The organism is Citrobacter sp. Cpo032 (assembly GCF_030332975.1).
Taxonomy (GTDB): domain Bacteria; phylum Pseudomonadota; class Gammaproteobacteria; order Enterobacterales; family Enterobacteriaceae; genus Citrobacter; species Citrobacter portucalensis.
The window spans coordinates 219899-243949 of the sequence record NZ_JAOWGU010000049.1 but is presented as its reverse complement, the minus strand read 5'-3'; the positions used below and the strand labels follow the sequence as shown (position 1 = coordinate 243949).

General features: G+C 49.0%; 38 protein-coding genes and 1 pseudogene. 4 read left to right on the top strand and 35 right to left on the bottom strand.

Features of this window, described 5'->3' with window-relative positions:
- Positions 1–7: 7 nt before the first annotated feature.
- From OGY33_RS19705 to OGY33_RS19635, 15 genes are all read right to left on the bottom strand, one after another.
- A complete protein-coding gene (locus tag OGY33_RS19705; protein ID WP_044700520.1) occupies positions 8–538 on the bottom strand; it encodes a DUF3833 domain-containing protein in 531 nt (176 codons plus the stop codon).
- Positions 535–1062, bottom strand: coding sequence for a chalcone isomerase family protein (locus OGY33_RS19700; RefSeq protein WP_044700522.1), 528 nt, complete (start codon positions 1060–1062; stop codon positions 535–537). Before OGY33_RS19700 ends, OGY33_RS19705 begins: the two co-directional genes overlap by 4 nt.
- A complete protein-coding gene (locus OGY33_RS19695; protein WP_044700524.1) occupies positions 1059–1544 on the bottom strand; it encodes a DUF2878 domain-containing protein in 486 nt (161 codons plus the stop codon). The genes OGY33_RS19700 and OGY33_RS19695 overlap by 4 nt, the downstream gene beginning before the upstream one ends.
- A complete protein-coding gene (locus OGY33_RS19690) occupies positions 1541–2761 on the bottom strand; it encodes an SAM-dependent methyltransferase (RefSeq protein WP_044700526.1) in 1221 nt (406 codons plus the stop codon). The genes OGY33_RS19695 and OGY33_RS19690 overlap by 4 nt, the downstream gene beginning before the upstream one ends.
- Positions 2758–3480 carry a DUF1365 domain-containing protein gene (locus OGY33_RS19685; RefSeq protein WP_044700528.1) on the bottom strand — a complete coding sequence of 241 codons (723 nt, stop codon included), beginning with the start codon at positions 3478–3480 and terminating at the stop codon, positions 2758–2760. Before OGY33_RS19685 ends, OGY33_RS19690 begins: the two co-directional genes overlap by 4 nt.
- 1 nt (position 3481) lies before the next feature.
- A complete protein-coding gene (locus OGY33_RS24615) occupies positions 3482–4738 on the bottom strand; it encodes an NAD(P)/FAD-dependent oxidoreductase (protein ID WP_044700531.1) in 1257 nt (418 codons plus the stop codon).
- On the bottom strand, positions 4735–5454 hold the full coding sequence (locus OGY33_RS19675; protein ID WP_191238608.1) for an SDR family NAD(P)-dependent oxidoreductase: 720 nt from the start codon (positions 5452–5454) through the stop codon (positions 4735–4737). The genes OGY33_RS24615 and OGY33_RS19675 overlap by 4 nt, the downstream gene beginning before the upstream one ends.
- A complete protein-coding gene (locus OGY33_RS19670) occupies positions 5451–5885 on the bottom strand; it encodes a nuclear transport factor 2 family protein (RefSeq protein WP_044700535.1) in 435 nt (144 codons plus the stop codon). Before OGY33_RS19670 ends, OGY33_RS19675 begins: the two co-directional genes overlap by 4 nt.
- A gap of 203 nt (positions 5886–6088) precedes the next feature.
- A complete protein-coding gene (locus tag OGY33_RS19665) occupies positions 6089–6817 on the bottom strand; it encodes a MerR family transcriptional regulator (RefSeq protein ID WP_044700539.1) in 729 nt (242 codons plus the stop codon).
- A gap of 235 nt (positions 6818–7052) precedes the next feature.
- Positions 7053–7637: a DUF4376 domain-containing protein gene (locus tag OGY33_RS19660; protein WP_044700540.1), complete on the bottom strand. Its 585-nt coding sequence runs from the start codon at positions 7635–7637 to the stop codon at positions 7053–7055.
- 907 nt (positions 7638–8544) lie between these two features.
- Positions 8545–8697 (bottom strand): hypothetical protein, encoded by a 153-nt coding sequence (locus OGY33_RS19655; protein WP_286572180.1) that lies wholly within the window; start codon positions 8695–8697, stop codon positions 8545–8547.
- Positions 8685–8996 (bottom strand): hypothetical protein, encoded by a 312-nt coding sequence (locus OGY33_RS19650; RefSeq protein ID WP_286572178.1) that lies wholly within the window; start codon positions 8994–8996, stop codon positions 8685–8687. The genes OGY33_RS19655 and OGY33_RS19650 overlap by 13 nt, the downstream gene beginning before the upstream one ends.
- Before the next feature lie 97 nt (positions 8997–9093).
- Complete coding sequence (locus OGY33_RS19645) at positions 9094–9906, bottom strand: phage major capsid protein (RefSeq protein ID WP_286572176.1); 813 nt, start codon at positions 9904–9906, stop codon at positions 9094–9096.
- Entirely contained in the window at positions 9903–10400 is a 498-nt protein-coding gene (locus tag OGY33_RS19640) for a phage terminase small subunit P27 family (protein WP_003832359.1), read from the bottom strand. Before OGY33_RS19640 ends, OGY33_RS19645 begins: the two co-directional genes overlap by 4 nt.
- Before the next feature lie 233 nt (positions 10401–10633).
- Complete coding sequence (locus OGY33_RS19635; protein WP_047715729.1) at positions 10634–10996, bottom strand: HNH endonuclease; 363 nt, start codon at positions 10994–10996, stop codon at positions 10634–10636.
- A 275-nt stretch (positions 10997–11271) separates the two neighbouring features.
- On the opposite strand from OGY33_RS19635, the gene OGY33_RS19630 reads away from it, so the two are divergent.
- Positions 11272–11811 carry a cytochrome b gene (locus tag OGY33_RS19630; protein ID WP_044700576.1) on the top strand — a complete coding sequence of 180 codons (540 nt, stop codon included), beginning with the start codon at positions 11272–11274 and terminating at the stop codon, positions 11809–11811.
- Positions 11812–12183: 372 nt separating this feature from the next.
- Here OGY33_RS19630 and OGY33_RS19625 read toward each other — a convergent pair whose 3' ends face one another.
- The 6 genes and pseudogenes from OGY33_RS19625 to OGY33_RS19600 all read right to left on the bottom strand — a co-directional run bounded on the left by OGY33_RS19625 (position 12184) and on the right by OGY33_RS19600 (position 14046).
- Complete coding sequence (locus OGY33_RS19625; RefSeq protein WP_001100119.1) at positions 12184–12357, bottom strand: GnsA/GnsB family addiction module toxin; 174 nt, start codon at positions 12355–12357, stop codon at positions 12184–12186.
- 204 nt (positions 12358–12561) lie between these two features.
- Entirely contained in the window at positions 12562–12792 is a 231-nt protein-coding gene (locus OGY33_RS19620) for a hypothetical protein (RefSeq protein WP_000756041.1), read from the bottom strand.
- Positions 12793–12865: 73 nt separating this feature from the next.
- On the bottom strand, positions 12866–13054 hold the full coding sequence (gene ymcF / locus OGY33_RS19615) for a cold shock small protein YmcF (RefSeq protein WP_057069020.1): 189 nt from the start codon (positions 13052–13054) through the stop codon (positions 12866–12868).
- Between the two features lie 10 nt (positions 13055–13064).
- Positions 13065–13277 (bottom strand): cold shock protein CspG, encoded by a 213-nt coding sequence (gene cspG / locus OGY33_RS19610; RefSeq protein WP_000066494.1) that lies wholly within the window; start codon positions 13275–13277, stop codon positions 13065–13067.
- 378 nt (positions 13278–13655) lie between these two features.
- A pseudogene (locus OGY33_RS19605) lies at positions 13656–13820 on the bottom strand (DUF2514 family protein); the annotation flags it as partial.
- A 28-nt stretch (positions 13821–13848) separates the two neighbouring features.
- Complete coding sequence (locus tag OGY33_RS19600) at positions 13849–14046, bottom strand: hypothetical protein (RefSeq protein WP_044700634.1); 198 nt, start codon at positions 14044–14046, stop codon at positions 13849–13851.
- A gap of 141 nt (positions 14047–14187) precedes the next feature.
- On the opposite strand from OGY33_RS19600, the gene OGY33_RS19595 reads away from it, so the two are divergent.
- Positions 14188–14361 (top strand): YnfU family zinc-binding protein, encoded by a 174-nt coding sequence (locus OGY33_RS19595; RefSeq protein WP_213083834.1) that lies wholly within the window; start codon positions 14188–14190, stop codon positions 14359–14361.
- 75 nt (positions 14362–14436) lie between these two features.
- On the opposite strand, the gene OGY33_RS19590 is transcribed toward OGY33_RS19595, so the two are convergent.
- The 5 genes from OGY33_RS19590 to OGY33_RS19570 all read right to left on the bottom strand — a co-directional run bounded on the left by OGY33_RS19590 (position 14437) and on the right by OGY33_RS19570 (position 16316).
- Positions 14437–14667 (bottom strand): hypothetical protein, encoded by a 231-nt coding sequence (locus tag OGY33_RS19590; protein ID WP_000990801.1) that lies wholly within the window; start codon positions 14665–14667, stop codon positions 14437–14439.
- On the bottom strand, positions 14664–15179 hold the full coding sequence (locus OGY33_RS19585; protein ID WP_044700581.1) for a DUF2514 domain-containing protein: 516 nt from the start codon (positions 15177–15179) through the stop codon (positions 14664–14666). Before OGY33_RS19585 ends, OGY33_RS19590 begins: the two co-directional genes overlap by 4 nt.
- Positions 15176–15724, bottom strand: coding sequence for a lysozyme (locus tag OGY33_RS19580; protein WP_046670524.1), 549 nt, complete (start codon positions 15722–15724; stop codon positions 15176–15178). The genes OGY33_RS19585 and OGY33_RS19580 overlap by 4 nt, the downstream gene beginning before the upstream one ends.
- Entirely contained in the window at positions 15696–15974 is a 279-nt protein-coding gene (locus OGY33_RS19575) for a phage holin (protein WP_003832349.1), read from the bottom strand. Before OGY33_RS19575 ends, OGY33_RS19580 begins: the two co-directional genes overlap by 29 nt.
- Positions 15975–16127: 153 nt before the next feature.
- Entirely contained in the window at positions 16128–16316 is a 189-nt protein-coding gene (locus tag OGY33_RS19570; protein WP_044700587.1) for a hypothetical protein, read from the bottom strand.
- Between the two features lie 144 nt (positions 16317–16460).
- Between OGY33_RS19570 and OGY33_RS19565 the strand changes: the two genes are divergently transcribed.
- Complete coding sequence (locus OGY33_RS19565) at positions 16461–16835, top strand: FlxA-like family protein (RefSeq protein ID WP_044700589.1); 375 nt, start codon at positions 16461–16463, stop codon at positions 16833–16835.
- A gap of 752 nt (positions 16836–17587) precedes the next feature.
- Here OGY33_RS19565 and OGY33_RS19560 read toward each other — a convergent pair.
- From OGY33_RS19560 to OGY33_RS19530, 7 genes are all read right to left on the bottom strand, one after another.
- Entirely contained in the window at positions 17588–18202 is a 615-nt protein-coding gene (locus tag OGY33_RS19560; protein ID WP_044700635.1) for a hypothetical protein, read from the bottom strand.
- Positions 18203–18215: 13 nt separating this feature from the next.
- Positions 18216–19256, bottom strand: coding sequence for a DUF968 domain-containing protein (locus tag OGY33_RS19555; RefSeq protein ID WP_046670521.1), 1041 nt, complete (start codon positions 19254–19256; stop codon positions 18216–18218).
- Positions 19253–19612: a RusA family crossover junction endodeoxyribonuclease gene (locus tag OGY33_RS19550; protein ID WP_044700591.1), complete on the bottom strand. Its 360-nt coding sequence runs from the start codon at positions 19610–19612 to the stop codon at positions 19253–19255. Before OGY33_RS19550 ends, OGY33_RS19555 begins: the two co-directional genes overlap by 4 nt.
- Positions 19613–19614: 2 nt before the next feature.
- Complete coding sequence (locus tag OGY33_RS19545) at positions 19615–19815, bottom strand: hypothetical protein (RefSeq protein ID WP_044700593.1); 201 nt, start codon at positions 19813–19815, stop codon at positions 19615–19617.
- Positions 19816–19944: 129 nt separating this feature from the next.
- The gene (locus tag OGY33_RS19540; protein WP_071681812.1) at positions 19945–20190 is read right to left on the bottom strand and encodes a hypothetical protein; all 246 of its coding nucleotides are present in this window, start codon (positions 20188–20190) and stop codon (positions 19945–19947) included.
- 45 nt (positions 20191–20235) lie between these two features.
- Entirely contained in the window at positions 20236–20469 is a 234-nt protein-coding gene (locus tag OGY33_RS19535) for a DinI-like family protein (RefSeq protein ID WP_103014565.1), read from the bottom strand.
- Between the two features lie 286 nt (positions 20470–20755).
- Positions 20756–21847 carry a permease gene (locus OGY33_RS19530; protein ID WP_044700597.1) on the bottom strand — a complete coding sequence of 364 codons (1092 nt, stop codon included), beginning with the start codon at positions 21845–21847 and terminating at the stop codon, positions 20756–20758.
- Positions 21848–21947: 100 nt separating this feature from the next.
- Here OGY33_RS19530 and OGY33_RS19525 point away from each other — a divergent pair, with 100 nt between their 5' ends.
- On the top strand, positions 21948–22244 hold the full coding sequence (locus tag OGY33_RS19525) for an ArsR/SmtB family transcription factor (RefSeq protein WP_038641364.1): 297 nt from the start codon (positions 21948–21950) through the stop codon (positions 22242–22244).
- A gap of 67 nt (positions 22245–22311) precedes the next feature.
- Here OGY33_RS19525 and arsC read toward each other — a convergent pair whose 3' ends face one another.
- Both arsC and arsB read right to left on the bottom strand, forming a co-directional pair.
- Positions 22312–22737: a glutaredoxin-dependent arsenate reductase gene (gene arsC / locus OGY33_RS19520; protein WP_038641366.1), complete on the bottom strand. Its 426-nt coding sequence runs from the start codon at positions 22735–22737 to the stop codon at positions 22312–22314.
- Between the two features lie 12 nt (positions 22738–22749).
- Entirely contained in the window at positions 22750–24039 is a 1290-nt protein-coding gene (arsB, locus tag OGY33_RS19515) for an arsenite efflux transporter membrane subunit ArsB (protein WP_038641369.1), read from the bottom strand.
- Positions 24040–24051 lie beyond the last annotated feature (12 nt).

Below are 24051 nucleotides of genomic sequence, written 5' to 3'. Positions count from 1 at the left end.
TTCCTCGCTAGTGCGTTTTACGGGAGAAGAAGAGCGTCACCGTGCCGACGGTGAGGCCAAATTTCTTCATCTCAGTTTTATTAAACAAATGGTTAGCATCCTGCAGGTACATCCAGTCATCAAAATTCAGCAACCAGGTTCTGCCGCTGGCTTTCACATTCATACTGTAATGCCAGTTGAACGCGTTGCCCGCTGTTTGCCCCTTCGCCACGCCTTCAATATCGCCAGCAGTACCTTCGTAACGATCGGCGCTGATTTTACGGATATGCCACACACGCTGCTGCTTCTCTCCATCGTCGTACACAAAGCGTTCATTGAGGGTCAATGTGTCCCCCACCACATCGCCGTTAATATCGACATGGAAACGACGAAGCTGTTTACCGCTGCGATCCTGAACCATCCCCCATGCTTGCGTTTCTCCCTGAAAATACTGAAAGATATCCAGCGTCGGCTGCTGCTGGCGATACTCGGTAATTTCGGCGCTACAGCCAGAAAGTTGCATCATCAGCGGTAAGCTTAGGGCTAATAAACGTTTCATTTATTACCTCCAGTGAGCTGCTGCCGCAGCTCAGGATATTGCGTACGGGAACCCAGCCAGATAGCGAGAAAGTTTTCGCTGAACGCCGCCGACTGTGGTGGGCCAAGCGGGATGAAATGCCTTTGTGCCACTGACAAGCGATACCAAAATTGCCCCTGCTTATCCTGGAAGACAAAAACCAGTTGCGTACCCGGCGCAACGTCAGGCCATAGCTCACCCAACATGCGAAGCCAGGACTCACTCTGCGCCTCCCGTGCCAAAATACCCTGCGCTCGCCACTGTTCGCGGGTAGCATCCACCAGTTCTTGCCGTTCAATATTGCGCTGATAGGTGATAATCAGTGCCTGATCCTCTTTCAACCCACGATAGCGCCCATCCGGGGTGCGTAATTGTGAGTTATAGATCGTGAATGGCCCCCAGGTGAGCGTAGCATCACCGACTTTCCGCCAGCTTAACCAGTCTGTGGCACCTGCAAACGGCGCAATCGCCATTACTCCCAGCAGTATCAGTAAGGCAAGTTTCATTGGTGTTTCCCCATAAAAATATGAAAAAACAGCATCAACACCAGCCAGCCCGTCGCCATTAAACCGAGCACGATAAATGTCGGCTCCAGAAAAGTAATGGCACCCAAACGCTCTCCTATCAGATAAGCGATCGGTCCTCCACCGGTGGCCATTATTACCAGCAGCCATCCTGGCAAAGAGGTCGAGCAGGTGAGGTGCGTCCACATGACGGCGAACATGAGCCAGAGCGCAAGCATCCATAACGGCAACAATGCTTCGCCGCGAAAATCGATCAACCCGGTCAGCGCCCACAACGCATCCAGACCACTGCCCGCAGCTGTCAGCATTAACGCGCACAGTCGTTGCGCAGCAGGCAACATGAAGCAGGCCAGAATAGCCAGACCAAGCCATAACACCAGACCGCGCTCACGAAATAACACCACCATGAACCAGTACAAATCGAACCCGACAGCCAGGAGAAAGACCTGTAAATGGCGGTTCATGGACGCTCCGCCGTCAGTTGCACCACACTGATTGTACGGGCGTTAAAACCTGCTTCGCAGTAACCGAAGTAGTACAACCACATACGGCGAAAACGCTCATCAAAGCCCAGCTTTTCAATTTCATGCCAACAGTGAACAAATCCTTGTCGCCAGTGCGCAAGGGTCCGGGCGTAGTCGGGCCCCATATCGAACAGGTTGCGAACCACAAAGTCAGTGTGCTTTGTCATCAGCCCACTCATCGCGGTGATGCTGGGTAAAAAACCTCCCGGAAAGATATAGCGCTGAATAAAATCGACGCTTTTGCTGTAATCGCGAAAGCGCTGATCCTGAATGGTAATCGCCTGAAGCGCCATTTTGCCCCCAGGGCGCAGGCGCGCCTGACACGTACGGAAAAACGTCGGCAGATAGCGCTGCCCCACCGCTTCGATCATTTCAACTGATACCAGTTTGTCGAATTCCCCGGTCAGGTCGCGGTAGTCGCAGAGCAATACGGTGACTCTCTCCTGTAAACCAGCGCGGGCAATGCGCGCTTTCGCCCAGGCAAACTGCTCCTGCGACAGGGTCGTGGTGGTCACCCGACATCCGTAATGACGCGCGGCGTATTCCGCCATCGCTCCCCAGCCGGTCCCAATTTCCAACAGATGATCATTCGCGGTCAGCGCCAGCTGTTCGCAAAGTCGCGCCATTTTGGCCTGCTGAGCCTGCGCTAACGACTGCTCGGGGCAGGTGAACAAGGCGCTGGAATAGAGTAAATCCTCATCCAGAAAGTGCGCGTAAAAGGCATTGCCGAGATCGTAATGCGCGGCAATGTTTTCTTTTGCCTGTTGCCGATGGTTGCGGCGCGTCCAATGACGTAAACGCTCAACGGGTCGGCCAAGCAGGCGAAATCCACTTTCCAGCCGCCCCAGCAGGGTGCTGTTGAGCGCAAATATTTGCAATAACGTAGTGAGCTGCTGCGTTTCCCACTCTCCATCCATCCAGGACTCTGCCGCTGCAAGACTTCCCCCCGTCAACACCCGCCAATACACCGTGGGCGAAACAATATGTACGTCGGCGCGTAATTCAGCCGAAACATCACCAAAATGAAAGACCTGGGCCCCTTCCCGCACCGTGACTGAACCCTGACGAAGGCCGCTCAGCATACGAAAAAGGAACCAACGCGCAACACGCAGGTTGCGCGGAATATCGGGTTCAAGCGCAAAGGTGGGATCGATCATGATCGTTCACTCCTGCTCACGGGATGATTGTAGAGAGGGACTCGCTTGAGCCACAGTCGTAGCGCCTGCCAATAAATCGCTGACACCGTTTTCAGCGTCATCATCGGCAGTCGTCGCAGCAACGTGCGTAAACTTGCCGGCGTCAACGGCTCGCGTTTGAGCATCAGGGTGGCATCAGAAATTTTCTCTGCCTGATGGTTTTCGATATGCATATGCAGCGTTTTACCCGGCGAGTTAAATCGCCAGTGATAGACCATATCCATCGGATTAAACGGCGATACATGGAACGCTTTTTCCAGTGGTCGCTTTTCCTGCGCATCTACGGCGTAGTAATGACGCTCATTCCACGGCGTATTGCGGACCTCCGCCAGCACCCAGCGCAGGATCTGCGCGCGGTCATAGCAGTAGTAAAAATTGACCGGATTAAAATGAAAACCGAAATAGCGCAACTGCGTCAGGAGCATCACGCGACCTTCAGGACGCTCGCCTGTCAGGCTGGCAAGCTGATTCAGTACGTTCTCTTTTAACGGGGTTCCCAGCGGGTAATCGGCATCATGAAAAGTAGTTGCAGCGAAGCGATTACGTTTCACGCCCACGCCCGGAAGCTGAGCGAGCTCGTCCAGATCGAGCCAAGCCATAAACACCTGATAAGTAAACTGGTGCGTGGTCGGCTGAAGGCGTCGGTGGCGTAATACGCCGTGGTACAGGCAGCTGTTCATCTTAGCTCCCCTCTCCTGCAGCAATGCCGTGTACCACATCCAGCGCACTGCGTACGCCATCTTCGTGAAAACCGTTGTACCAGTAAGCACCGCAGAACCAGCTCCGATGCTGACCGTTGATCTCAGCGCGACGCGCCTGCGCCCGCCAGCTTTCAGGGTTAAACAACGGATGCTCGTAAACAAAGCGTCGCCAGACGAAGCGGTCGTCGATGGGGATGTCCGGATTGAGGGTCACGCAAAATAGCGGGCTTCCTTCAGGTAATCCCTGGAGAATATTCATGTTATAGGTGACGCAAGCGCGGGCCCTATCTTGCTCACTCAGGCGGTAATTCCAGCTTGCCCAAGCGCGTTCGCATACCGGTAACCAGCGGCGATCGCAGTGCAACACAACCTCGTTACGTTGCCAGTCAATTGCGCCCAGCACGTCGCGTTCTGCAGGGGTCGCATCCTCAAGTACAGCCAGAGCCTGCGAGGAATGGCAGGCGAAGATCACCTGATCAAATGTCTGTATTGATCCTGCCAATTGTATTTTGACGCCGCTGTCGTAGCGAATAACCTGCTGAACAGGTGAATTGAGGTGCAATTTCAGACGATCGCCCAGCTTCGCCAGCATGACACGAATGTATTCGCGCGATCCGCCCGGCACCACATACCATTGCGGTCGATGCCAGATATCCAACAAGCCATGGTGCTCAAAGAACCGTAAGAACAGCGCCAGTGGAAAACGGCGCATCTCCTGAAGTGAAGATGACCATATGGCCGCGCCCATCGGCAAAATATAATGCCGCGCAAAGAACACACTGAAGTGGTGCTGGTCGAGGAAAGTCTGAAGCGTCGCGTTCACATCGGTCTCATTTAATGCCTGTTTCGCCAGACGATTAAAACGGACAATCTCTTTCAGCATTCCCCAATATGCGGGGTTGACCAGGTTTCGACGTTGGGCAAACAATGAAGTCAGCGTATGACCGCTATACTCCATACCGCTTTGCGGATTATGCACCGAGAAGCTCATCTGCGTTTTTTGCCCCTGAATGCCGAGTTCGCTCAGCAAGCCCATAAAACGCGGATAGGTTCGGTCGTTATAGACGATAAAGCCGCTATCAATCGCGAAACTCCCGTGCGGAGTCGCCACATCCACTGTCGCAGTATGGCCGCCAGGGGTCGACGCCGCTTCAAAAAGCGTCACCTGATGGTGTCCGGCCAGACGCCAGGCGCAGGTTAATCCGGCAATCCCACTGCCAATGATAGCTATTTTCATGAACGCACCATCCTGCGCAGTAACGCGCGCTGGAGACGCTCAGGTAGCCCGCCCAACACACGCAGCAACACGCCAAAACCCGACGGAAAGGCAATATGGTTTTTCCCTTTCGCCAGGCCATGACGAATCGCCTTCACCGCCTGCTCTACACTTACCTGACCGGGCATAGGAAAATCGTTTTTACGGGTAAGCGGGGTATCGACAAATCCTGGCGAAACGACAGTCACGGCGACACCTTTCGGCTCCCAGTCCAGACGCAAACTGTTAGCAAACCAGGTTAGCGCCGCTTTAGACGCGCCATAGGCTTCAGCCCGAGGAAACGGCATCCAGTGGGCCATCGAACTGACCAGCACCACGCGGCTACCGGAGGTTAGCTGCGTCTGAAGCGCTTCCAGGCAGTTGATGGGGCCCAGATAATTCGTCGCCATCACCCGTTCAACCTTCTCGGCATCTATCCTGCCGTGGTCGAGATATTCGCAGGTTCCGGCGCAGAGAATAACCAGTTCGGGTTTGCAGTCCGCCAGCTCCTGGCGACAGGCGTCTTTGTCTGTCATATCGAACAGGCGTACTGTGACATTGGCGTGGGATTGGCGCAGCTGTTCCAGCCTTTCTGGATTGCGGCCACAGGCAATCACGTGACAGCCGTCATCGGCCCATGACTTTGCGAGCCCGGCACCAATCCCGGAACTTGCGCCAGTAATGAGGACTGTCATCATGCGCGCACCCTCCTTTTAACGCCGCGGACGGCCCAGCCCAACAGCGGCAGATGCTCATAAAGCATCTCTCCGGCATCGTAATAATCACGCTGGCGAACAATCTTCTCGTTATGCGTCCCGACCATTGAACATCCCGGCAAGGATCGTAATTCTCCGCCAGCAATACGCGGATGCGACCAGTACATGGTCCACGTCACGGCAAACCGTCCGCTCTCACACAGCGGAGGACCAATGGCAAAACGGCAGGTGTTCACATTCCCCAGCAGATGCGAGAAATAGCGCTGGATGGCAAACAGCCCGTTATGTTCCCCGAAGGGATCGACAAGTACCGCGTGCTCGTCGTACAACCCGGCAAGTGCGGCGGCGGGCTGGCGATCCAGACTGGCGTAGTAATCCACAAACCTGTTAATAACGGATGGCTGCGCGCGCATAGCTCTTACCCTTATGTGGACCACAACACGTATGTGGCATAATTAAAACTTACACAAACACTTTGTTTTGTCCAAGTTTTGGCTGGGTAATTTTTATAAACACATTTAATTCAATGAATTAAGTTTTATTTTTTTGAGCGAGATTATCTGGGATCCACTAAGGCAGTGGCTAATCGACTCACAGGAACGGTAATGACTGAAGATTAAAGCGGGATCACTTCGAGGAAGTTGACCTGTTGTTGCCAGAGGTCTATCTGTTTTTTACGTGCTGCGGTGAGTTTGCCGGACGTAACCAACAGCCATTTTCGCTCGGGGAAAATTTCAGGCGCGAGCATCGCGGGCGCTACAGGAAGCACATCAATGCGATGTCCTTGTCCAGTGCGACCAAGCGCTTCAAGCCAGATCTCGCAGGGGTCGGTAAGATGCCAGCCTGTAATCAGGTAGTTATCACCCGGCGCACGCTTATCCCTTTCCAGGCAAAACGAGGTGTAAGAGATGATAATACCATCGAGGATTTCACGCAGCGTCATGATAGCCGGCACGTTGGCCGAGACCTGGCTTCGCAGAGGGCGCAATACCTCACTCACCAGTTCAGGGCGAGGATACTCGCGGCCAGCGTCATAAATAAGCTGGCGCAGAGATTCAATTTTCCCTTCGTTCAGGCGCTGCAGCATACTCTCTTGCAGAGATAGCCAGTTATTCGTTCGCCGCGCATCAGGGCGGGCCAGCAGCGGTTTTACCTGGCTTATCGGTACACCTTTTTTCACCCAGTCGAGAATTTTAAGCGCCAGCTGGATATCGTCATCGCTATACAGCCGGTGCCCACCATCTGTACGCTGTGGTTTGAGAAGTCCATAACGACGTTGCCAGGCACGCAGCGTCGTGGGGGTTATTCCGCAAACCCGCGCAAATTCACCGATGGAATAGGACATACAGAACACCTGATAACAAAGAATACTCTCAATATACTACGAACTACGCCGGAATAAACTCTAACTGAAATGGTCGATAAAAGCTGGCCACTTCACGAGGAGGCTTTTCAAACCACGACAGGTCCGCTTCTGGCACAGACCTGCCTATCAGACTAGGTTCAGGTCTGTGCCATAGCTGTGTCATGTCAGATCTAAGTTAATACAATTTAGACATTTAGAAAGGTGAACCAGCACATTACTTCCTCTCACTCCAGCCAACTGGATATTCAGCAATGGCATTAACATCTGTAAGTAACGCTACCTCCGATTTCATCTGCCTCTGCCGTTCGTGAATACTGAAGCCGTGCACTACCATTGCCTGCATCATCGCTGCCTCCAGTTGTTGCAGGAACGCAAAATTTACGGGAACGTCGTGGTTATCCGCATCGGTCCAGAAAAATCCCTCAGGTAACTTTCCTGTTCTACCAGCCATAACCACGGGTGCAAGACGCTCCTGCGATACTTTGCCTCCATCCCACCGGCGATTGTCCAGTTCAAAAATAATGTTGGCGTTTTCCTGAACGTCCCGCCAGTTGCTGATTTCAGCCAGTTTCTGATTTCGTAAATCCTCCACCATCTTGTCAGTCACAATAAAAGGGGCGACAGGTCCATACTTTCCTGATTCAAGCTCGCTGTAGATACGGCGCCCATGCTCCTCAAAATCATTCGGGCATGCAGTGAACGGCAGAAACTCATCAAACTCTGCAAATTTAACACTACAATTAATCGCTGTATGTTCTTTATTCGCCCACTCAGGAGCCTGAATGACCTCAATGTTCATACAATCTCCTTTTATGAGATTCGCTGAAAAATGCCTGCATAGTAACCCAAATTAGTCCCAGCCAGACCTTCAGAAGAACTCGATGCAATTCCACACGAACGCCATGTACCCGGCAAAGTATATTTGCCACTACTACCCGTAATACAAAACGACGCTTTAGCGTCGCTGTTGCTGATAATTCCACACGCTATTAAACTTCCCCCCGAATAACTTGTACCTGGATTAGTACCTCTCCCTCCAGGCGCTGGCATATATGCCAGCGCAAACGTACCTACAGCATGAAGAGCACCTGCTGGTACGCCTGCTGGTCCCTGAGGCCCTACAGGGCCAGTTGGTCCTGTTGCTCCCGTTAACCCGATATCACCCTTGTCACCTTTTGCACCCGCCGGCCCCTGTGGACCTACAGGTCCAGTTGGTCCTGTTGCCCCCGTTAATCCGATATCTCCCTTGTCCCCTTTTTCGCCTTTTGCGCCTGCCAGTCCCTGCGGACCCACAGGGCCAGTTGGTCCTGTGGGTCCCGTTAATCCGGTATCACCCTTGTCACCTTTTGCCCCTGCCGGCCCCTGCGGACCTACAGGGCCAGTTGGTCCTGTTGCCCCCGTTAACCCGGAATCACCCTTGTCCCCTTTTTCGCCTTTTGCGCCTGCCGGTCCCTGCGGACCCACAGGGCCAGTTGGTCCTGTTGCCCCCGTTAATCCGGTATCACCCTTTTCACCTTTTGCACCTTCTGGCCCCTGCGGGCCTGGCGGACCACTGAGGTCTTCACTTTCCTGTATCTCTTTAATGGTCTCAGCGGCGGCTTTTGAGGCTGCACTCCTTGCCTGTTCAGCAAGGAGCTGTGCTTCATCCCTTGCCTGTCCACTTTCTTTCTCACTGGCAGCAGCAGCCTGTGCGCTGTTCCGGGCATTCAGGGCGTCTTTCCGCTCTGTCCTACCTTAATAATCAGACCTTCAAAAGCCGAAGTCAGGCTGAGAAGATCGCCGTTCAGGTTATTTACCCTGATTTCGGCCTGCTCATGCGCGGTCTGCGTACCGGTCAGGGCGGCGGTCAGCGACTCCACCTTCTCGCGGTTCTGCACCAGGATGGATACTCAGCATCAAAACAGGCCGTATCACCGCGTGAATAACGATGATAGGGTCCCAGGAAAAAAACCGCTTTCCGCGCCACTTCTGCTCCCGTCAGGCCCGTGGCCCCGTTTGTTTCACTTCCGGTCAGATCAACACCTGTATCACCTGAACCCGCTGCAGTATTCTGACCGCCATCCCCGTCCACTGTATTTTCCGGCGTCAGTTCATCCGGCTTTTTCACATCACCGGCTGCAGCCGCCGCTGCCGCTGCTTTTGCCGCTTTCGTCGTCATCGTTTTGCTCCTGAAAAGAAAAAACCCGCTGCTGCGGGCCTGGGGAATTACGTGCTTTTACGCTGTGCGACCGTGGTCGCACAGAGTGCAGGACCGGTTAAAACAGCACTTTTGTCCCGAGAACAAGACCTTCCGGATGACGGAAGCCGATATCGTGCTCCGTCACCACGCGGATCAACGACTGGTTACGGGAGAACGCGGAAACCAGATTGCCATCCCCGTCCTGGTAGGAGGCTTCCTGCGAGAACGACACCTTCATGTTGCCGTCTTCACCGATAACCACATCATTAAAGTCAGCGAAGTAAATTTCCGACTCTTTGCCTGCGTCACCGAGGTTTGCCGGGATAGCGCTGGTACGCTGAATCTGAAATCCCTTCAGGATCCCCTGGGCCATTTCCGGGTAGACCTTGTTACCGTTACACATCAGACGAGCTGGTCTGAATACTTCCCACGCCTGTTTTTCAGTTGTGGCCCCGGAATATACTTCAGCGCCAAACTCGTTATCACAGGTAAAACAGTACAGCGCCACACCTGCCGAAATAGCTGATTTCCCATTTTTACGCGGTATCTCCGTGTAAACCTCGCGAAATCGTCGAAGCTTCGACCCTTTCTGGACCCAGCCAAAGGCGCAGCACACAATAAACAGTTGCCATGCCTCCAGAGTGATCGGCATCCGCTTGAATGCCCACTCTCCTTTTGTATGTGGCAACAACTGGATAAATTTCGCGGCCTTTTCTGCCATGTCTTTATCGAAGCGGTAACGAAATTTCTTACTCTTTTCAGCCGCCATGTCATCGATATGACGCTGGCAGGCCTGAATGACAAACTGGCACGCCGGAATTTTCCCCCGCACAACGTTGCGGGCGTATTGATTCGCGGCGTTTACGTTGGGGTACGATTTCCGGCTCATGAGTTGATCATCTTCAGGAATGGGTTAGAGGTTTTCTTCTGTCCGGCAAGGCCGATTAGGCGTTGTCGACTGCTGGGATCAAGGCCAAGCATGGAGCCGGTAGAGCTCATCTCCGATTCCTGCTCTTTCTTTGCGGTTAGCTCAGGGTTTTTTATCTTCCCCCCCATAGCACCAGTAATAGTCAGCCCTTCTCTGGCGATATTTTTAACCGCCCTGCGCCAGAACTCATATGCAACACACCAGCGCTCAAGTACGGCAAGATCGGTAACACACAGTAATCCCTGTCCACATAATTCTTTCGTGGTCAGTTCCCACATGACGGCCGCCATTGGCAGACCATCATCCTCAGAAAACCAGTCAGGTGGTGCCACACCTTTAATCGGTGTGAATACAGGTTCCTCTTTATTCAGGGCTCGTTTGCCGGGGTTCCCTGCCAGCTCCTTGCGCGCCGTTGGCTTGGGGCGACGCCCGGAACGCCCCGCCGTTCCAGCCATAAGCGACACTCCTGGTTAAATTTCATTTTTCGCGGGTATAAAAATGCGAGGAAGCGGGCAGTCCTGAAGTGCGAAAGGAGTCAGGGATTTGATCCCCCCTTCCCCAGACATCCGTCTGATTTAATCGAGATGAAAATCGTAATTCAGATTGCGGCGACTACAACTGCTCGCATTGTGCGAACAGGAATTCGAAAAATAGCCACTCAGCCCACAGTATATGTAATGGGCATAACTCATCGAATACGATCTCTTGCTGTCTTTGCTCTGTGGCATTCCCAGCACAACGACTCAAGGTTGGAATCGTCATCAGTACCGCCATGAGCTTTTGGAATGATGTGGTCAACGCTTTCCGCTTTCTTCGCTATCTTCTGCCGGCGATGGTTCTGACACAGGTATTTATCACGCTGAAGGATACGCGCTCGTTTAATTTCCCAGAGCCGCCCATATCCACGTTCTTGTCTGCTCTTTCCTGACTGATAATTCCGCCAGCCGTCACCAGCATGCTGCTTTCGGTGTTGGTCACAATATCCGCTGACATCGTTGGTGATTGCCGCACACCCTTTGTGTCGGCATGGGCGTTTAGCACGTGCTGGCATCGGCATAGTCCTGTTTGTTGGATACAAATTGTGTAATAGGCGGAAAGTAAAAATGAACCAGTAGTTGATTGAAAGTTCTCATAAATAGCGAGAATCAGCGTGGTTCTTGCCCCGTAACATCAAGGATTATCAGAAAGAAATAAAAATGAGAATTATTATCAAAACATTCAAGTGAGATCGCTGGAATAACAAACTCTTAATCTCTCAACAAAAATAAGGATTTGTTAAGCTTCATGATTTATGGTCGATGTAATACACCGTTTGAGGCAAGAATAATGGTCAAATTCTCAAAACTTCAGATTCGCTTACACTGGCTAACCCTGATATTAATAGCGATAACCTATGCAGCTATGGAGCTTCGTGGCTGGTTTCCCAAAGGCAGTAACACCTACCTTCTCATGAAAGAAACACATTACAATGTTGGGGTGTTTGTCTGGTTTTTAATGATAATACGATTAATTATTAAACATAAGTATCATGATCCAGCTATCACTCCCCCCCCACCAGCCTGGCAGATGATGGCTGCTAAAATAATGCATATCCTGCTGTACATTTCTTTTTTGGCTCTACCATTATTAGGTATTGCAATTATGGCTTACGGTGGAAAGGACTGGAGTTTATTAGGTTTTAACGTTGCATCGTTCGTTACTCCTGACGGGGAAACAAAATCACTTATCAAAGATACTCACGAAACACTGGCAAACATCGGATATTTTTTAATCGCAGCGCATGCTGGTGCAGCGTTATTCCATCACTACGTCCAGAAAGATAACACTCTTTTGAGGATGATCCCTGATTGTAACGATAAGAAATAAATACAAATTTTAATGTTTAACATTACAGCAGGCACTCAGTGAATGTCTGCTGTAATGCCTGCTCAGCCAAGTTGAAGCACACCGTGTTCTTTTGAATCAGAGAATGCAACAAACCCAGTGTATTCGGGGATAGTGTTCCGTCATCAGCATCAAATGCTGAAATGGTTGCGTGAAGAATCAAAAATGCTCCAAATCCCGCGCCGCTGCTGCCCCTCGATGGTCAGAATCGTCAAGGAGGACCCGTTAAAAGGTAAGCAGAAAATCTGTGGTTAGAAGTGAAGGCTTTGACAACGTTCTAAATTTTATGACAGAAATAAAAAAGCATTACCTTTCAAGATAATGCTTTTTCACTCGAACTGAATCTTATAACAATTAGATTAATGTGATTTTAATATCATAGCTTTCAAGCCCAGTCATTTTTTCACGAGCATTAAACTGGATATCGGAAACTTCTTTTCCTGTCTTTTTTTTGAGTTCAATAATTTTTTTTGTGATGAATTCAGAAATATCCGCTTCAGTTTTTCTTTTTAAATCTTCGACGTTCATTGTTTACCTCTCTTGATCTCTAACGTATCAACGCCAAGCATGTTACATTCCCCGTAGAGCACTTGTATAAGCGCTGATATGTTTAAAAGATAGAATAGAAAGACTCAATTATCAATAGTTTGCAGTACAATCTTCATACAAAAGAGCTCGCGACCACACAAACCACTGTACTAAAATCCGGGTCGGTCACGAAACAACCAGATCTCATTTCAAAAGCTTCGATGCTGCCTCGAGGATCTCTTCTGAACTGACATCACGATCAGAGGCTACATAAACTATTTTATGGTCTCCTGTCAGAGATGGAAATCCCGCTGACATCACGGGTAGGTGTGCTTTTTCCCCATTGGGAAACTCACGCATTATCGTAGTAATACCTTTCATTACGGTTACAACAACTGCAGGTTCTGCATTAAAAAAAACGATGACTTTTTTCATAATTTTACCGTGATGTCTCTTACAGAGATTGTCGGTTCAGCATACAAAAAAGGCTCCATAAGGAGCCTGAAATTTATTTTCTGAATTCTAACGAAGACTGACCAGAACGAATGTACAGTGCAATATTATCAAATGTAATCATTGTTGATTTGCAAAAAATACATTTTGCTCCGAAAGGATTTTTTTCAGTAACATCAAAGTTTGACGTTCGGTACTGAGATCCGTGGCAACACGGACATCTGAAGTGAATATTATTAGTAATAACAGTTACCTTATACAGCCACGACATTAACTGCCGTGGGGCCTTTAGGTCCCTGTTCAACACTAAATTCAACTTCCTGATTCTCATTCAGCGTCTTGAAATCATTACTCTGGATAGCAGAGAAGTGAACAAACACATCTTTACTACCATCTTTTGGAGTGATAAAACCAAAACCTTTTTCAGGATTAAACCATTTAACTAAACCAGTCATTTTATTAGACATAAACATTACCTTTATTGAGTAAGCCCTTGGGCAGAATGGTCCGAAAAAAATTATTAGAGAGAAAAGCTAACAAGGAAATCTCAACAGGAACAAGGAATAAAATTATTACAGCGACTGCTTCAGATAAATTCGTTACAAACCAGACATTCATTAACGCATGATTAACCAAACATAGCAAGGTTTAGTTTTGTAAGTAAATCTCAGTGGGTTTTGATCATAAAAATTAATTTAAATAGCTTAAATCGAAAATTATGTCATGCTGCGTAAGACCTTTATCTATCACCCTAAGTTGTCAGGGATTTTGACTCAAGGAAGAGTCGTATTTCCTTCATAGTAAAAATTCACAATTTTATCCACGAAAACCGTCAACATCTTAATTTATAGAGCTATTATTTTTCCTCTACGGTTCATTGTTAGTATTTTTACGGACTCATAAATCCGCTCACATGTCATTCCTGCCCGGTAGTTTTCATCAGCGCGTTCAGCATGGTATCGAGCTTCTTCTGTCAGGCTTCCTGGCATGTCTACGAGCATTGTGGTGTCATGGCGGATGGAAAGTTTTGTTGATTCGTTAGTTATCGAGCTGTAGAACGCTATGCTCTAGCGACTTGGAATAGGCAATCAGCCCGGTGTACTCAGGGATAACCTCGCCATCATCCGCTTCGAACTCAGGGATTGTTCCGGTAGTGATGGTGTATTGTGGCTGGCCATCTTCTTTTGCGAAGGCAGCCAGGTCTTCAATCTGCTTAGCTGTAAGAACTACTGTAATGCTCATTCCTCAGTTGTTAAAAAGCCCCGCTATTGCGAGGCTTGATTGATTATGGCTAACGACTACATCGTAACGGTTATAAAAGAAGCTATTAGCCAACATGTGGTGTATGGTTGTTAACCGCCCACCAGGACAATAAACATGTCGATACTCAAAGATATCAAGATGCGTACTTTACGCCATGTGAAAAGTACTTGTCCTCATTGCTCCCGCCAGTCAAAGCACAGTCTGTCGAGAATAAAAAACAATATAACGTTAATTTGCCCCTTCTGTGGAAACATCTATCTTCCATCGGAAAGCAAACCAATAAAGTAACTGATTGACTACCAAATAAAACTCATACTCTCAGAATGTGGCAAAGCAGACATAACCTTTTATTGTTGTTCTCATTTAAGAGAATGTAACACCCAGAGTGGAGAGGTTTTTTTTCTTCTCCACAATGCGGCGATCAAGTTCAGCCACTGCATGCGGGCGTATGGCATCAAGAAAGGCGTTATCCTGATAGGTAGACTGGATTGTCACACCAAGTCCGGCACCACTTTCCAGTATGCTTTTCTGAAGTTGTAGTTCTTTTATATCGTTATTGAGGTAATACGCTTCACTTAGGTTTTCTGCGTTCATCTTCTAACCCTGTTGTTGTTTGACTGCCTCACTGAGTCGTAAATGCGCTCACACGTCATTCCTGCCCGGTAGCTTTCGTCAGATCGCTCAGCATAATATCGAGCTTCTTCTGCAAGGCGTCCGAGCATGTCGGCGAGCACTGCGGCGTCGGCTCCGGCTGTTTTGCTTCTGACGGCAGTGGCAAGATCTGCGGTGTGCTTTGCGGCGTCCAGGCGGGTGGCAAGCTTTGTTGCTTCGGTACGCAGCTGGTTAACAGTGGCAGACAGGCCAGCAGCAGTGGCAGCAGATTTAGCGGCTTGTGCTTGTGCATCTTTTACAGCCTCATCACGGGCAATTATGCGCCCTTGCTCAATCATGCGGGCGGCGGTCTGCGCGTTCGCTGTTCGCGATGATTCCGCGCTGTCACGTTCCGCCCACTTTTTTTCCCAGCCGCGGCTGCTCCATACACTACCCGCGATGAATGCGATGGCCACCAGCAGAGAAATGGCAATAAACTGATAGCGCAGGCTCACTGGTCTATCCCCCAGCACGCCAGTGCACTTTCCTGGTCTCGTCGTTCAACCTGTCCATAGCAACCATTCTTCTGGCCTTTGGTCAGACGACAATCGCGGCCACCGTCTTTAATCCACCAGCGGATCGCCTCACATGCCCCTTTTGTATCTCCGGCGTTGATACGCTGGTAGAACGTTGACGGGAAGCATTTGCCTGGACCAATGTTGTAAGGACAGAAAGAAGCGATACCTGCCTTCTGCTGCTCACTCAACGGAACTTTTATATTTCGTTCAACCCATGCCAGCGCCTTGTCGCGTTCTATGGCGTTTACCTGGGCACATTTCTCAGCAGAAAGCCTCATGTCCTGAACTACTGGCTTACCATCAACCATCGTGGCGCCACGGCAAATCGTCCAGAGCCCTCCGCCGTCGCGATACGCCGTCAGACTATTACCCTCTTTCTCATCCAGAAACTGATCGAGAATAACTGGCGCGGAGGCTCCCGCAAGAATCAGACCAACGACCGCTGCGCTCAGTTTATTCTTCAGCTTTGGTGACATTGCCATTAAGCCGGTCCTCCCTTTCCTTTTTCCTGTAATACCAGTTCACAGCACAGGTGATAACGGTGCATGCAATACCGACAATAATTGCCCAGTCACTCAGGCTTAACCCTGCAATTCTGTCGGCCAACATCCAGGACACCTCTTTTGCTGTTTTAGCTGTTTCGGCATATGCCTTCGCTGATACACCGCAACCGGTCAGCGTGGTTCCTGTTCCATATGAAAGTCTGCTGTAAATGGTGCTCATTCTGGTCATAGCCTCACCTCCGATTCTTCGGATGGCGCTGTGTGTGATTAAAGGGTCAGGCTTCACGGGCTGGATTTATCAACAAAGCACGTAGCGGATGATTCCCGTGAGCCTGAAATGAAAAAGGCCGCCATGCGGCAGCCTCGAAGTAAGTACAGTTGTTTACAATGGTGGAGAGAGAGGACCTTCTAACACCTCTGCTTCACCGTTATGGCAAATGTCATCGCCTCTGGTCAGATGCCAGACACCTGTGATTGTTTTACCCGTCTCCAGATCATCAACAGTGTCATTCGTGTAGTACGCCACCTGTACAATGCCAACATGCTGAATCCAGTAATAGCCCTCTTTCATAAGCTCCTCCGCGATACTCAGCAGATAGTATAGAGCGGCACAAATAATGCTGTGGTGCAGGAAACCACAACTTAACCTTTGCTAATAAAGTAATTTCGAAAGATGACGATAATGGGTAATAAATGTAAGGCCGGAGGAACCACCATGAGCATGACCGTTAGCACTTTGGGTCAGGACATACTGCAAAGCACAGTAAAACAAACATCTTCAAGTACTGGCAACTCTGTTTCACAACAAATTCAAAACCTGAAAAAACAAATTGGAGAGTTGACAAAAGAACTCAGCGCCATGGGTTCAAAAATAAATGAAGTAACCTCCGAAGATGAGGCAAAACTGCTTAAACAGCAGATGGAGATGATTCAAAGGCAAATCGAGTCTATATACGCAAAAATTGCTCAATTACAAAAACAAGAAGCAGAAAAAAACCAAATGGTATCGGAAGCATTACCTACGGTAAGTGACAAATCAAGTTCGAACGTTGCAGGGAATAATACTAAAAATATTGATGTCTACGTTTAGCAGTTGCCCCCTCTCATTTTTCCTCTGAGCTAGAAACGACAAAGCATTGAGCATTGTGAGAACTTGTTTTCAAGTTAACGATTTCAGCTCGGCGATATGACAGGGGTACTGGTGTAATACACCTCGCGAATACCCCTGTCGTATCGCCGGAAAGCAAAAACCCCGCGCTGGCGGGGTTTTCGTTATATTCAAATTGTTCGCTTTTCGTCGCTGCCATCGTGGCGCAGCTCTGCCAAGCATGAATTAATTATTCACTTTGTTGGCCCGTTTTCAAACGTTTTTACGTCATAAAGCACTTATAGCTAATTCCCGCTGCCATTTTGTACAAATATCGTTCAATCAATGAGCTACTTGTTGCAAAACGATCGTTTTGAACGATCGATAAATGAAAATTGATCTGTAATACCAATTTTAATTGTGTGGTTATCGCACGTAGACTCAGGGCAAAACCTAATAAATGGAATTATCATGAGCCTTTATCACTACTTGGCCATATATATCGCGGGTTTCATCGCAATGTTTGCTTTGTTAGTTCGTGGGGATAGAGTACACGGCCTCGAATTTGACCTGGCTGATACGGTGATAACCTCCATTCTGTGGCCCTTCTACGCCGTTGCTATTATCTGTATTAAGATTTATGAGCGGTTTAAACAGAATCGTCAGTAATAGCCAGTTCCCCCGGCTACTGACCGGGGTTTTTGTTTCGAATTACAGACTCATTAGTCTCCCGGTCAGCTCCTCTTTTGGTATGACTAACCATCCTCTAACCCAGCTCTCATCTGGTTACGAACCGCAAGGAATGTTTTTGCTCTGAATATTTCCAGGCACCATCGCACACGCTTTCTCGCCTCCCCGTCGGTTAACCATGGCGCAATCGCCTGCAGCTCCCGGGTTATGTCTGATATTTTTTTTCGGGTGGTGTAATACTGAAGACCAACAACATAAACCGGATCGTTTATATCCAGCGCCTGCAATACGCATTGTTCAACAAAATCGACATCATCATTATGCAGAGCTTCATCAATCACACTGGCAGTTGACTGTGGCCAGAGAATGCTATGTGCCCTGTTCATCGCCTGCTGTCCACGGAATCCCTCTTCACGAGCCTGGTTCAACGCTGCGGTGAAGCGTTCTAACGCCTTATCTGACCAGTTCCGTCCCTTAAGCACATTCCAGCACGCGTGTCCTCGCGGCATACGTGGTGCTGTTTTTCCTCCCACCCCTTCCCCCCAGGTAGTGAGCAAGGATTTAATCCATCCGGACTGGATCCCCGTAAGAAGGATACATTTACCCAGCCAGCTTTTACGCGGCGCTGATGCGGCTTTACCAAGTGCTTCAAAATGATTGCGGCGTTGACGTGGTGTCATCCTGTTCATCTCCTTACGCCAGAACGCCGAGCCCATAAGCCCGATCCAGCACTCTGATTATCATTACCGGCTGAGGAACATTTTTTTGCTCAAACTTCACCGGGTCGTTATGTAGTTCTGTATGGCACTGGCGGCACAGGGGGATCGCAAAAATATCATGCGCCTTTGTTGCCATTCCTCCCTGCCCCCAGCCAATTAAATGGTGTGGGTCATCTGATGGTTTACCGCAGCATTCGCAGGGTTGTGTTTTAATCCATTCCAGATACCTGGGGGCCGTCCAGCGGACCCGCTTTGGACGTTTCATATAGGTTTGCGGGGACTCAGGATCGACCAGAACACCAACTATGGGCTTAACCGCAGGTACCTGCGCTGGTGGCAAGTTCACGGGTATTGTGCTGGCTTTAGCTGTAATGATGCTGGTGGCGGTTACACCCGGTTTGATATCGCATTCACGCATGACTGACTGATGTTCTTCCGAAGGAATACGGAGCGCCCGGCTGGCTACTGATTCGGGAATTACGTCGGTAATCCCCATACGAACAGCCCACCAGCAAAGCTCCGCTAGCGACAACTCTCTGGAAGAATCCATATTCAGCGCCACCATGATGCTGTTAATAATCCAGTTAACAACATTACGTCTCGCCAGCTCTGAAAGTTGTTCGCTGTAGTGGTCACGCAAATGGTTATCACAATGTCCACACAGGAGAACCGATCCAGGTTCATGACGCAGAGTGGTTAGCTCGTGATAATGGTAATCGCTGTGTGGCCACTGGCAGCAGCTACCGCCATAACGCAGAAGCCAGTAATCAAGGCCACTCAAATCACCAGCAGCCTTAATAACTTTTTCATCCAGGAAGAACGGCTTCAGGGAGTCGTCACTGGCAAGTGGCTGGCGAACGTCAGGAACACGGCCAGCAGGCAACCTTTCCATGCTTGCCGGCTGGCTTTCCACCAGCACACGTTCACAACTGAATAATGACATCAGCTCACTGCCCGGTTTGAGCAGCACAATTCCAAGCTCACGCGCAACCACCGGCTTCAGCAGCGCCCTCATTCTGCTATCTCCCCGATAATTATTTGTCCCTTCTCTCCCCATAATTTAGTGACGCGTGAATCCCAGATGTGAGCGTCATCTTCGTAAATGGCATCCATCAGCGCTTTCATCATGTTGTCGAAATCGGGTTTAGCCTGGTGTGGTTTACCGTTTAACTCAGCCCGTTTCTTTTTGCTCCAGCTCGCTGGCATCGGAAGCATGAAGGTGACATGCGAACCGCTTTCCGGCAGCTCAACACCCTGCAGACGAACTTCATCACAGAAAGCCCGGTAACGCAGAACCTCAGGACGCTTTTTCCATTTGTCAGCGCGCGTCATTCGGGGCTTGCCCATTGGGGTGATATCGTAGACTTTCACATTCACCTCCAGATCCGCTGTTGCCAGGTTCTGTCCTGGCGAGGAGGCTTAGATGCTTCCGGCAAGAACGCGCTGATCGTCCAGTGAATAAAGTCATTATCCAGACTACGCTCGGTCTTAATCTGCTTTGCTTTATAGCTGGCTTCCAGTTCGTCAGCCTGCTCAGTGGTGAGTTGTGTATGTTGAAACCAGCTTTTCTTCATAACGCACCTCTGGATGCGGCAAAAAGAAAATCGCTGGCGTTGGTTAACGTCAGTATGAGGGATTGCTTGAATTGATCTTGCGCCATGGGGCTTTTCTCCTGTGGCGCAGCAGGTATAGGTTGTTCAGGCCTATGACGGGAGTGTAACAGATTTTTGGGTAACGCGATAACCAGCCCTTTCCAGCATCTGGGTAAACAACGTAGGTGTACCAATAATTTCATTATCCTGAAGAGGCATGAAAGACACCATGCTACCGCGACGGTACATCAGGGCGCGCTCACACTCAGGAAATGATTGCAGCCTGGCAACGATGACTCCATCGTGACATCTGATGACTGCGTAGCCTTTTTTGGGCAATCCTAATTTTTCTTTCACTTAAACTCCCCCATGCAAACGGGATAAAAGTAACACCCAAAATAATTAATAAAACCAGTCGTCAGCACTTTCCCAGGTTTCCTGGAGGATAGTCTCTATTTTCTTTTTATCTTCCTTGTCACCACCAAGAACACTTAAGCCATCAGAGCCTGTACGACGTATGCTCAGGCTGCAGTTCTCATACTGATTACTCAACCTTTTAAGTAACTCTTTCTCCAGCGCCGGCACTGCTCCCTTTGGAAGTTCTTTAGTACGATCAATGGTGAGTTCAACTTTCATATTAGCCTCCACTGCATATACTGTATATTTGTACAGTACACCGATACATTGAAATGATCAATGACTTAAGAGCACAAATTGTTAACCTTAGCCTATAAATGAGATGCAAAAAAAACCCGCCGAAGCGGGTTCAATCCAATGAGGACTTGTTGTTTTGACACCATTGTAAGTATTGAGATATCAACGTCCTTAAATTTGGATAACTGCTTTGATTGGGATTGATTGCGCAACTTTCATATGCTCGTCTCCCCCTGCAACTTTTTCAGGTTCTGTCTAACATACCCAATCAAAATAACAACTGTGTCAGGTATCCCATAATAATCGCCATGCCCAAAATAACGGTCAGAAATGCAGCAATCAAGGGTGTTTTGAACATTGATTTAAGCAGTATTACTTCCGTCAGACTAGCTCCTGCGCTACCAATAATCAGAGCCATTACTGCTCCCGTTCCCATGCCTTTATCCATCAAGACTGATGCCAACGGAATTACTGCCTCAGCACGTATATACAACGGTATTCCAATAATTGCACTTAGTGGAATCGCAAACGGATTATCATTCCCAGCATGAGCAGCAATCCACTCTGCAGGTATAAAACCGTAGATAAACGACCCTATAACAATACCTAACATCAGATAAGGTAATACATCTTTAAATTGAGTCCAGGCATCCTGAAATGCCAGTCGTATCGCACCAGGCTCTCTTACTACACTTTTCGGGAAGAATTGTTTATTTGTTTGGCCCGTCTCGCAGCTCAATTCACAATTTGTGCCCCGAAATGCTGAGAAACTCTTAAACGTTTCTTGTGGTTTAGAACAACTATTAGCCCCTATGTCCTGTTGATTTGATACAGAACAGCAAGCTGAAACACTCTGTAGTTTAGTTTCAGGAGTTTTTCCACTGCTAACACCACAACAGCTAGCCAGCGGTTTTGATGTTTCGACAATATGTCGGTCAAAACCAAGCACATCTAACAAAATACTTGCCAGTACGGAAACTGTTGCAGCTATAACAGCGTATAGCAGGGTAACTTTCCAACCAAAAGTAACCCACATCAGACCAATGATTATCGGGTTAAGCAGAGGTGAAACAAACAAGAATGTAAGTGTTGGACCGAAGCCTGCTTTTGCTGATAACAGTCCGCGTAACATGGGAATTGTAGAGCAGCTGCAAAACGGTGTTACAGCTCCTAACAGCGATGCAAGTATGTAACCTCTCCCCTTTCTCGCCCCTAACATTCTTTGAATCTTTTGGTCCGGAATTTTTTGCCTGATAAGGCTAACACCCGCACTAATCAGAAAAAAAAGCGCAGACAACTCGACAGCAAGAAACAAGAACATCTCTGCCGCGTTAGTAAACATAGAAATCCAGCTATTCATGAACCCCCCTATAAACCATATTTCTAGAATAATCGAATTATTGAGGTTAGATCAACATATTTCTGGTATTATCGAAATATCAATAGATGAGGAAGGTACCATGCAACTAGAAGAAGTAGCTAAAGCTATGAAAGAATTAGGACATCCAACACGTTTGTTTATTTTCAAACACCTTGTTAAAGCCGGTGAACAAGGTTTACCTGTAGGTGATCTACAAAAACAACTTGCGATTCCATCTTCAACACTGAGTCATCATATATCCGCTCTTGTTTCCGTAGGTCTGGTCAAACAAAATCGCGAAAGCCGCTCCTTAATCTGCGTTTCTCAATATGACAAGTTAGAGTCGATTATTGATTTTCTACGCGAAGAATGTTGCATCAACAGTCCAAAGATTTAAATCGAGGCAATCCATTGTTTTTATTTGATAAAGGAGCCGCCTAAATAACAGGCGGCTCTCCTGTCGCTTATTTCAATTTTTTGCCTGCATCATCAACGACTTTCTCGCCATCTTCCTTGGCGAAAGCCCCTTTCTGAGCATCAGGAAGGATATCCAGAACAACTTCAGAAGGACGGCACAGTTTGGTTCCCAGCGGTGTTACAACGATGGGGCGATTAATCAGGATCGGATGCTGCAACATAAAGTTAATTAACTGGTCGTCAGTAAATTTATCTTCGGCAAGACCCAGTTCCTCATATGGCTCGACGTTCTTACGTAGTAACGCCCGGACGGAAATGCCCATATCAGCAATGAGTTTGACCAGCTCATCGCGTGAAGGTGGAGTCTCAAGGTAAAGAATAACGGTCGGCTCATTACCGCTGTTGCGGATCATCTCAAGCGTGTTACGCGACGTGCCGCAGGCAGGATTGTGATAAATGGTGATGTTGCTCATATCAGTATCTCATTACAAAGTGAAAGAGAGACGTAGCGCCAGCGCTGCCAGCGTTACAAACAGCACAGGCAGAGTCATGATAATCCCGGTGCGGAAATAGTATCCCCACGTGATGGTCATATTCTTCTGTGAAAGTACATGTAGCCAGAGCAGCGTTGCCAGGCTACCAATAGGTGTGATTTTCGGCCCCAGATCGCAGCCAATCACGTTGGCATAAATCATCGCCTCTTTGATGACGCCGGTTGCGGTACTGCCATCAATAGAAAGAGCGCCAACCAGCACGGTAGGCATGTTGTTCATGATGGAAGACAGGAAAGCCGTCAGGAAGCCAGTACCCAGCGTCGCGGCCCAGAGTCCTTTATCAGCCAGCACGTTCAGAACACCTGAAAGATATTCGGTTAGCCCTGCGTTGCGCAGACCGTAAACTACCAGGTACATCCCCAATGAGAAGATGACGATCTGCCAGGGTGCACCATGTAGCACTTTACCAGTGTTAATGGCATGGCCTCGTTTCGCCACTGCAAACAGAATTATCGCCCCAACCGCTGCAATCGCACTAACGGGAATACCGAGCGGCTCGAGGACGAAGAAACCAACAAGCAGGAGAATCAGAACTATCCAGCCAGTGCGGAATGTAGCCGTATCTTTTATTGCCTCTGTTGGTTTCTTTAGGAGGGCCAGATCGTAAGTTGGCGGGATGTCCTTGCGGAAAAACAGATGCAGCATAATTAGTGTGGCAATAATGGCGGCGATATCGACCGGTACCATCACCGATGCATATTCGGTGAATCCCAGACCAAAGAAGTCCGCCGAAACAATATTCACCAGGTTCGACACGATAAGCGGCAGGCTGGCAGTATCGGCAATAAACCCGGCTGCCATGACGAATGCCAGCGTGGTACCTTTGCTGAATCCTAATGCCAGCAGCATAGCAATAACGATTGGTGTCAAAATAAGTGCCGCACCATCGTTGGCAAACAGTGCCGCCACCGCTGCGCCGAGCAGGACGATATAGGTAAAGAGCAAACGGCCACGACCGTTACCCCAGCGTGAAACATGCAATGCCGCCCATTCGAAAAAGCCTGATTCATCGAGCAGCAGGCTGATGATAATCACCGCAATAAAGGTCGCTGTCGCGTTCCAGACGATATTCCACACCACCGGAATATCGCCTATATGCACAACGCCAGAAATCAAAGCCAGGCCCGCGCCCAGCGTTGCACTCCAGCCGATCCCTAATCCTTTCGGTTGACAGATAACCAAGACAATGGTCAGGACAAAAATAGCGCCTGCCAGTAACATACACCCTCCTGA

Excerpts from the sequence above, each read along its gene's own strand:
- OGY33_RS19705 (WP_044700520.1), bottom strand. The coding sequence starts at position 538 with ATGAAACGTTTATTAGCCCTAAGCTTACCGCTGATGATGCAACTTTCT.
- OGY33_RS19700 (WP_044700522.1), bottom strand. The coding sequence starts at position 1,062 with ATGAAACTTGCCTTACTGATACTGCTGGGAGTAATGGCGATTGCGCCG.
- OGY33_RS19695 (WP_044700524.1), bottom strand. The coding sequence starts at position 1,544 with ATGAACCGCCATTTACAGGTCTTTCTCCTGGCTGTCGGGTTCGATTTG.
- OGY33_RS19690 (WP_044700526.1), bottom strand. The coding sequence starts at position 2,761 with ATGATCGATCCCACCTTTGCGCTTGAACCCGATATTCCGCGCAACCTG.
- OGY33_RS19685 (WP_044700528.1), bottom strand. The coding sequence starts at position 3,480 with ATGAACAGCTGCCTGTACCACGGCGTATTACGCCACCGACGCCTTCAG.
- OGY33_RS24615 (WP_044700531.1), bottom strand. The coding sequence starts at position 4,738 with ATGAAAATAGCTATCATTGGCAGTGGGATTGCCGGATTAACCTGCGCC.
- OGY33_RS19675 (WP_191238608.1), bottom strand. The coding sequence starts at position 5,454 with ATGATGACAGTCCTCATTACTGGCGCAAGTTCCGGGATTGGTGCCGGG.
- OGY33_RS19670 (WP_044700535.1), bottom strand. The coding sequence starts at position 5,885 with ATGCGCGCGCAGCCATCCGTTATTAACAGGTTTGTGGATTACTACGCC.
- OGY33_RS19665 (WP_044700539.1), bottom strand. The coding sequence starts at position 6,817 with ATGTCCTATTCCATCGGTGAATTTGCGCGGGTTTGCGGAATAACCCCC.
- OGY33_RS19660 (WP_044700540.1), bottom strand. The coding sequence starts at position 7,637 with ATGAACATTGAGGTCATTCAGGCTCCTGAGTGGGCGAATAAAGAACAT.
- OGY33_RS19650 (WP_286572178.1), bottom strand. The coding sequence starts at position 8,996 with ATGACGACGAAAGCGGCAAAAGCAGCGGCAGCGGCGGCTGCAGCCGGT.
- OGY33_RS19645 (WP_286572176.1), bottom strand. The coding sequence starts at position 9,906 with ATGAGCCGGAAATCGTACCCCAACGTAAACGCCGCGAATCAATACGCC.
- OGY33_RS19640 (WP_003832359.1), bottom strand. The coding sequence starts at position 10,400 with ATGGCTGGAACGGCGGGGCGTTCCGGGCGTCGCCCCAAGCCAACGGCG.
- OGY33_RS19635 (WP_047715729.1), bottom strand. The coding sequence starts at position 10,996 with ATGCCAGCACGTGCTAAACGCCCATGCCGACACAAAGGGTGTGCGGCA.
- OGY33_RS19630 (WP_044700576.1), top strand. The coding sequence starts at position 11,272 with ATGGTCAAATTCTCAAAACTTCAGATTCGCTTACACTGGCTAACCCTG.
- OGY33_RS19625 (WP_001100119.1), bottom strand. The coding sequence starts at position 12,357 with ATGAACGTCGAAGATTTAAAAAGAAAAACTGAAGCGGATATTTCTGAA.
- OGY33_RS19620 (WP_000756041.1), bottom strand. The coding sequence starts at position 12,792 with ATGAAAAAAGTCATCGTTTTTTTTAATGCAGAACCTGCAGTTGTTGTA.
- cspG (WP_000066494.1), bottom strand. The coding sequence starts at position 13,277 with ATGTCTAATAAAATGACTGGTTTAGTTAAATGGTTTAATCCTGAAAAA.
- OGY33_RS19595 (WP_213083834.1), top strand. The coding sequence starts at position 14,188 with ATGTCGATACTCAAAGATATCAAGATGCGTACTTTACGCCATGTGAAA.
- OGY33_RS19590 (WP_000990801.1), bottom strand. The coding sequence starts at position 14,667 with ATGAACGCAGAAAACCTAAGTGAAGCGTATTACCTCAATAACGATATA.
- OGY33_RS19580 (WP_046670524.1), bottom strand. The coding sequence starts at position 15,724 with ATGGCAATGTCACCAAAGCTGAAGAATAAACTGAGCGCAGCGGTCGTT.
- OGY33_RS19575 (WP_003832349.1), bottom strand. The coding sequence starts at position 15,974 with ATGACCAGAATGAGCACCATTTACAGCAGACTTTCATATGGAACAGGA.
- OGY33_RS19570 (WP_044700587.1), bottom strand. The coding sequence starts at position 16,316 with ATGAAAGAGGGCTATTACTGGATTCAGCATGTTGGCATTGTACAGGTG.
- OGY33_RS19565 (WP_044700589.1), top strand. The coding sequence starts at position 16,461 with ATGAGCATGACCGTTAGCACTTTGGGTCAGGACATACTGCAAAGCACA.
- OGY33_RS19560 (WP_044700635.1), bottom strand. The coding sequence starts at position 18,202 with ATGACACCACGTCAACGCCGCAATCATTTTGAAGCACTTGGTAAAGCC.
- OGY33_RS19555 (WP_046670521.1), bottom strand. The coding sequence starts at position 19,256 with ATGAGGGCGCTGCTGAAGCCGGTGGTTGCGCGTGAGCTTGGAATTGTG.
- OGY33_RS19545 (WP_044700593.1), bottom strand. The coding sequence starts at position 19,815 with ATGAAGAAAAGCTGGTTTCAACATACACAACTCACCACTGAGCAGGCT.
- OGY33_RS19535 (WP_103014565.1), bottom strand. The coding sequence starts at position 20,469 with ATGAAAGTTGAACTCACCATTGATCGTACTAAAGAACTTCCAAAGGGA.
- OGY33_RS19530 (WP_044700597.1), bottom strand. The coding sequence starts at position 21,847 with ATGAATAGCTGGATTTCTATGTTTACTAACGCGGCAGAGATGTTCTTG.
- OGY33_RS19525 (WP_038641364.1), top strand. The coding sequence starts at position 21,948 with ATGCAACTAGAAGAAGTAGCTAAAGCTATGAAAGAATTAGGACATCCA.
- arsC (WP_038641366.1), bottom strand. The coding sequence starts at position 22,737 with ATGAGCAACATCACCATTTATCACAATCCTGCCTGCGGCACGTCGCGT.
- arsB (WP_038641369.1), bottom strand. The coding sequence starts at position 24,039 with ATGTTACTGGCAGGCGCTATTTTTGTCCTGACCATTGTCTTGGTTATC.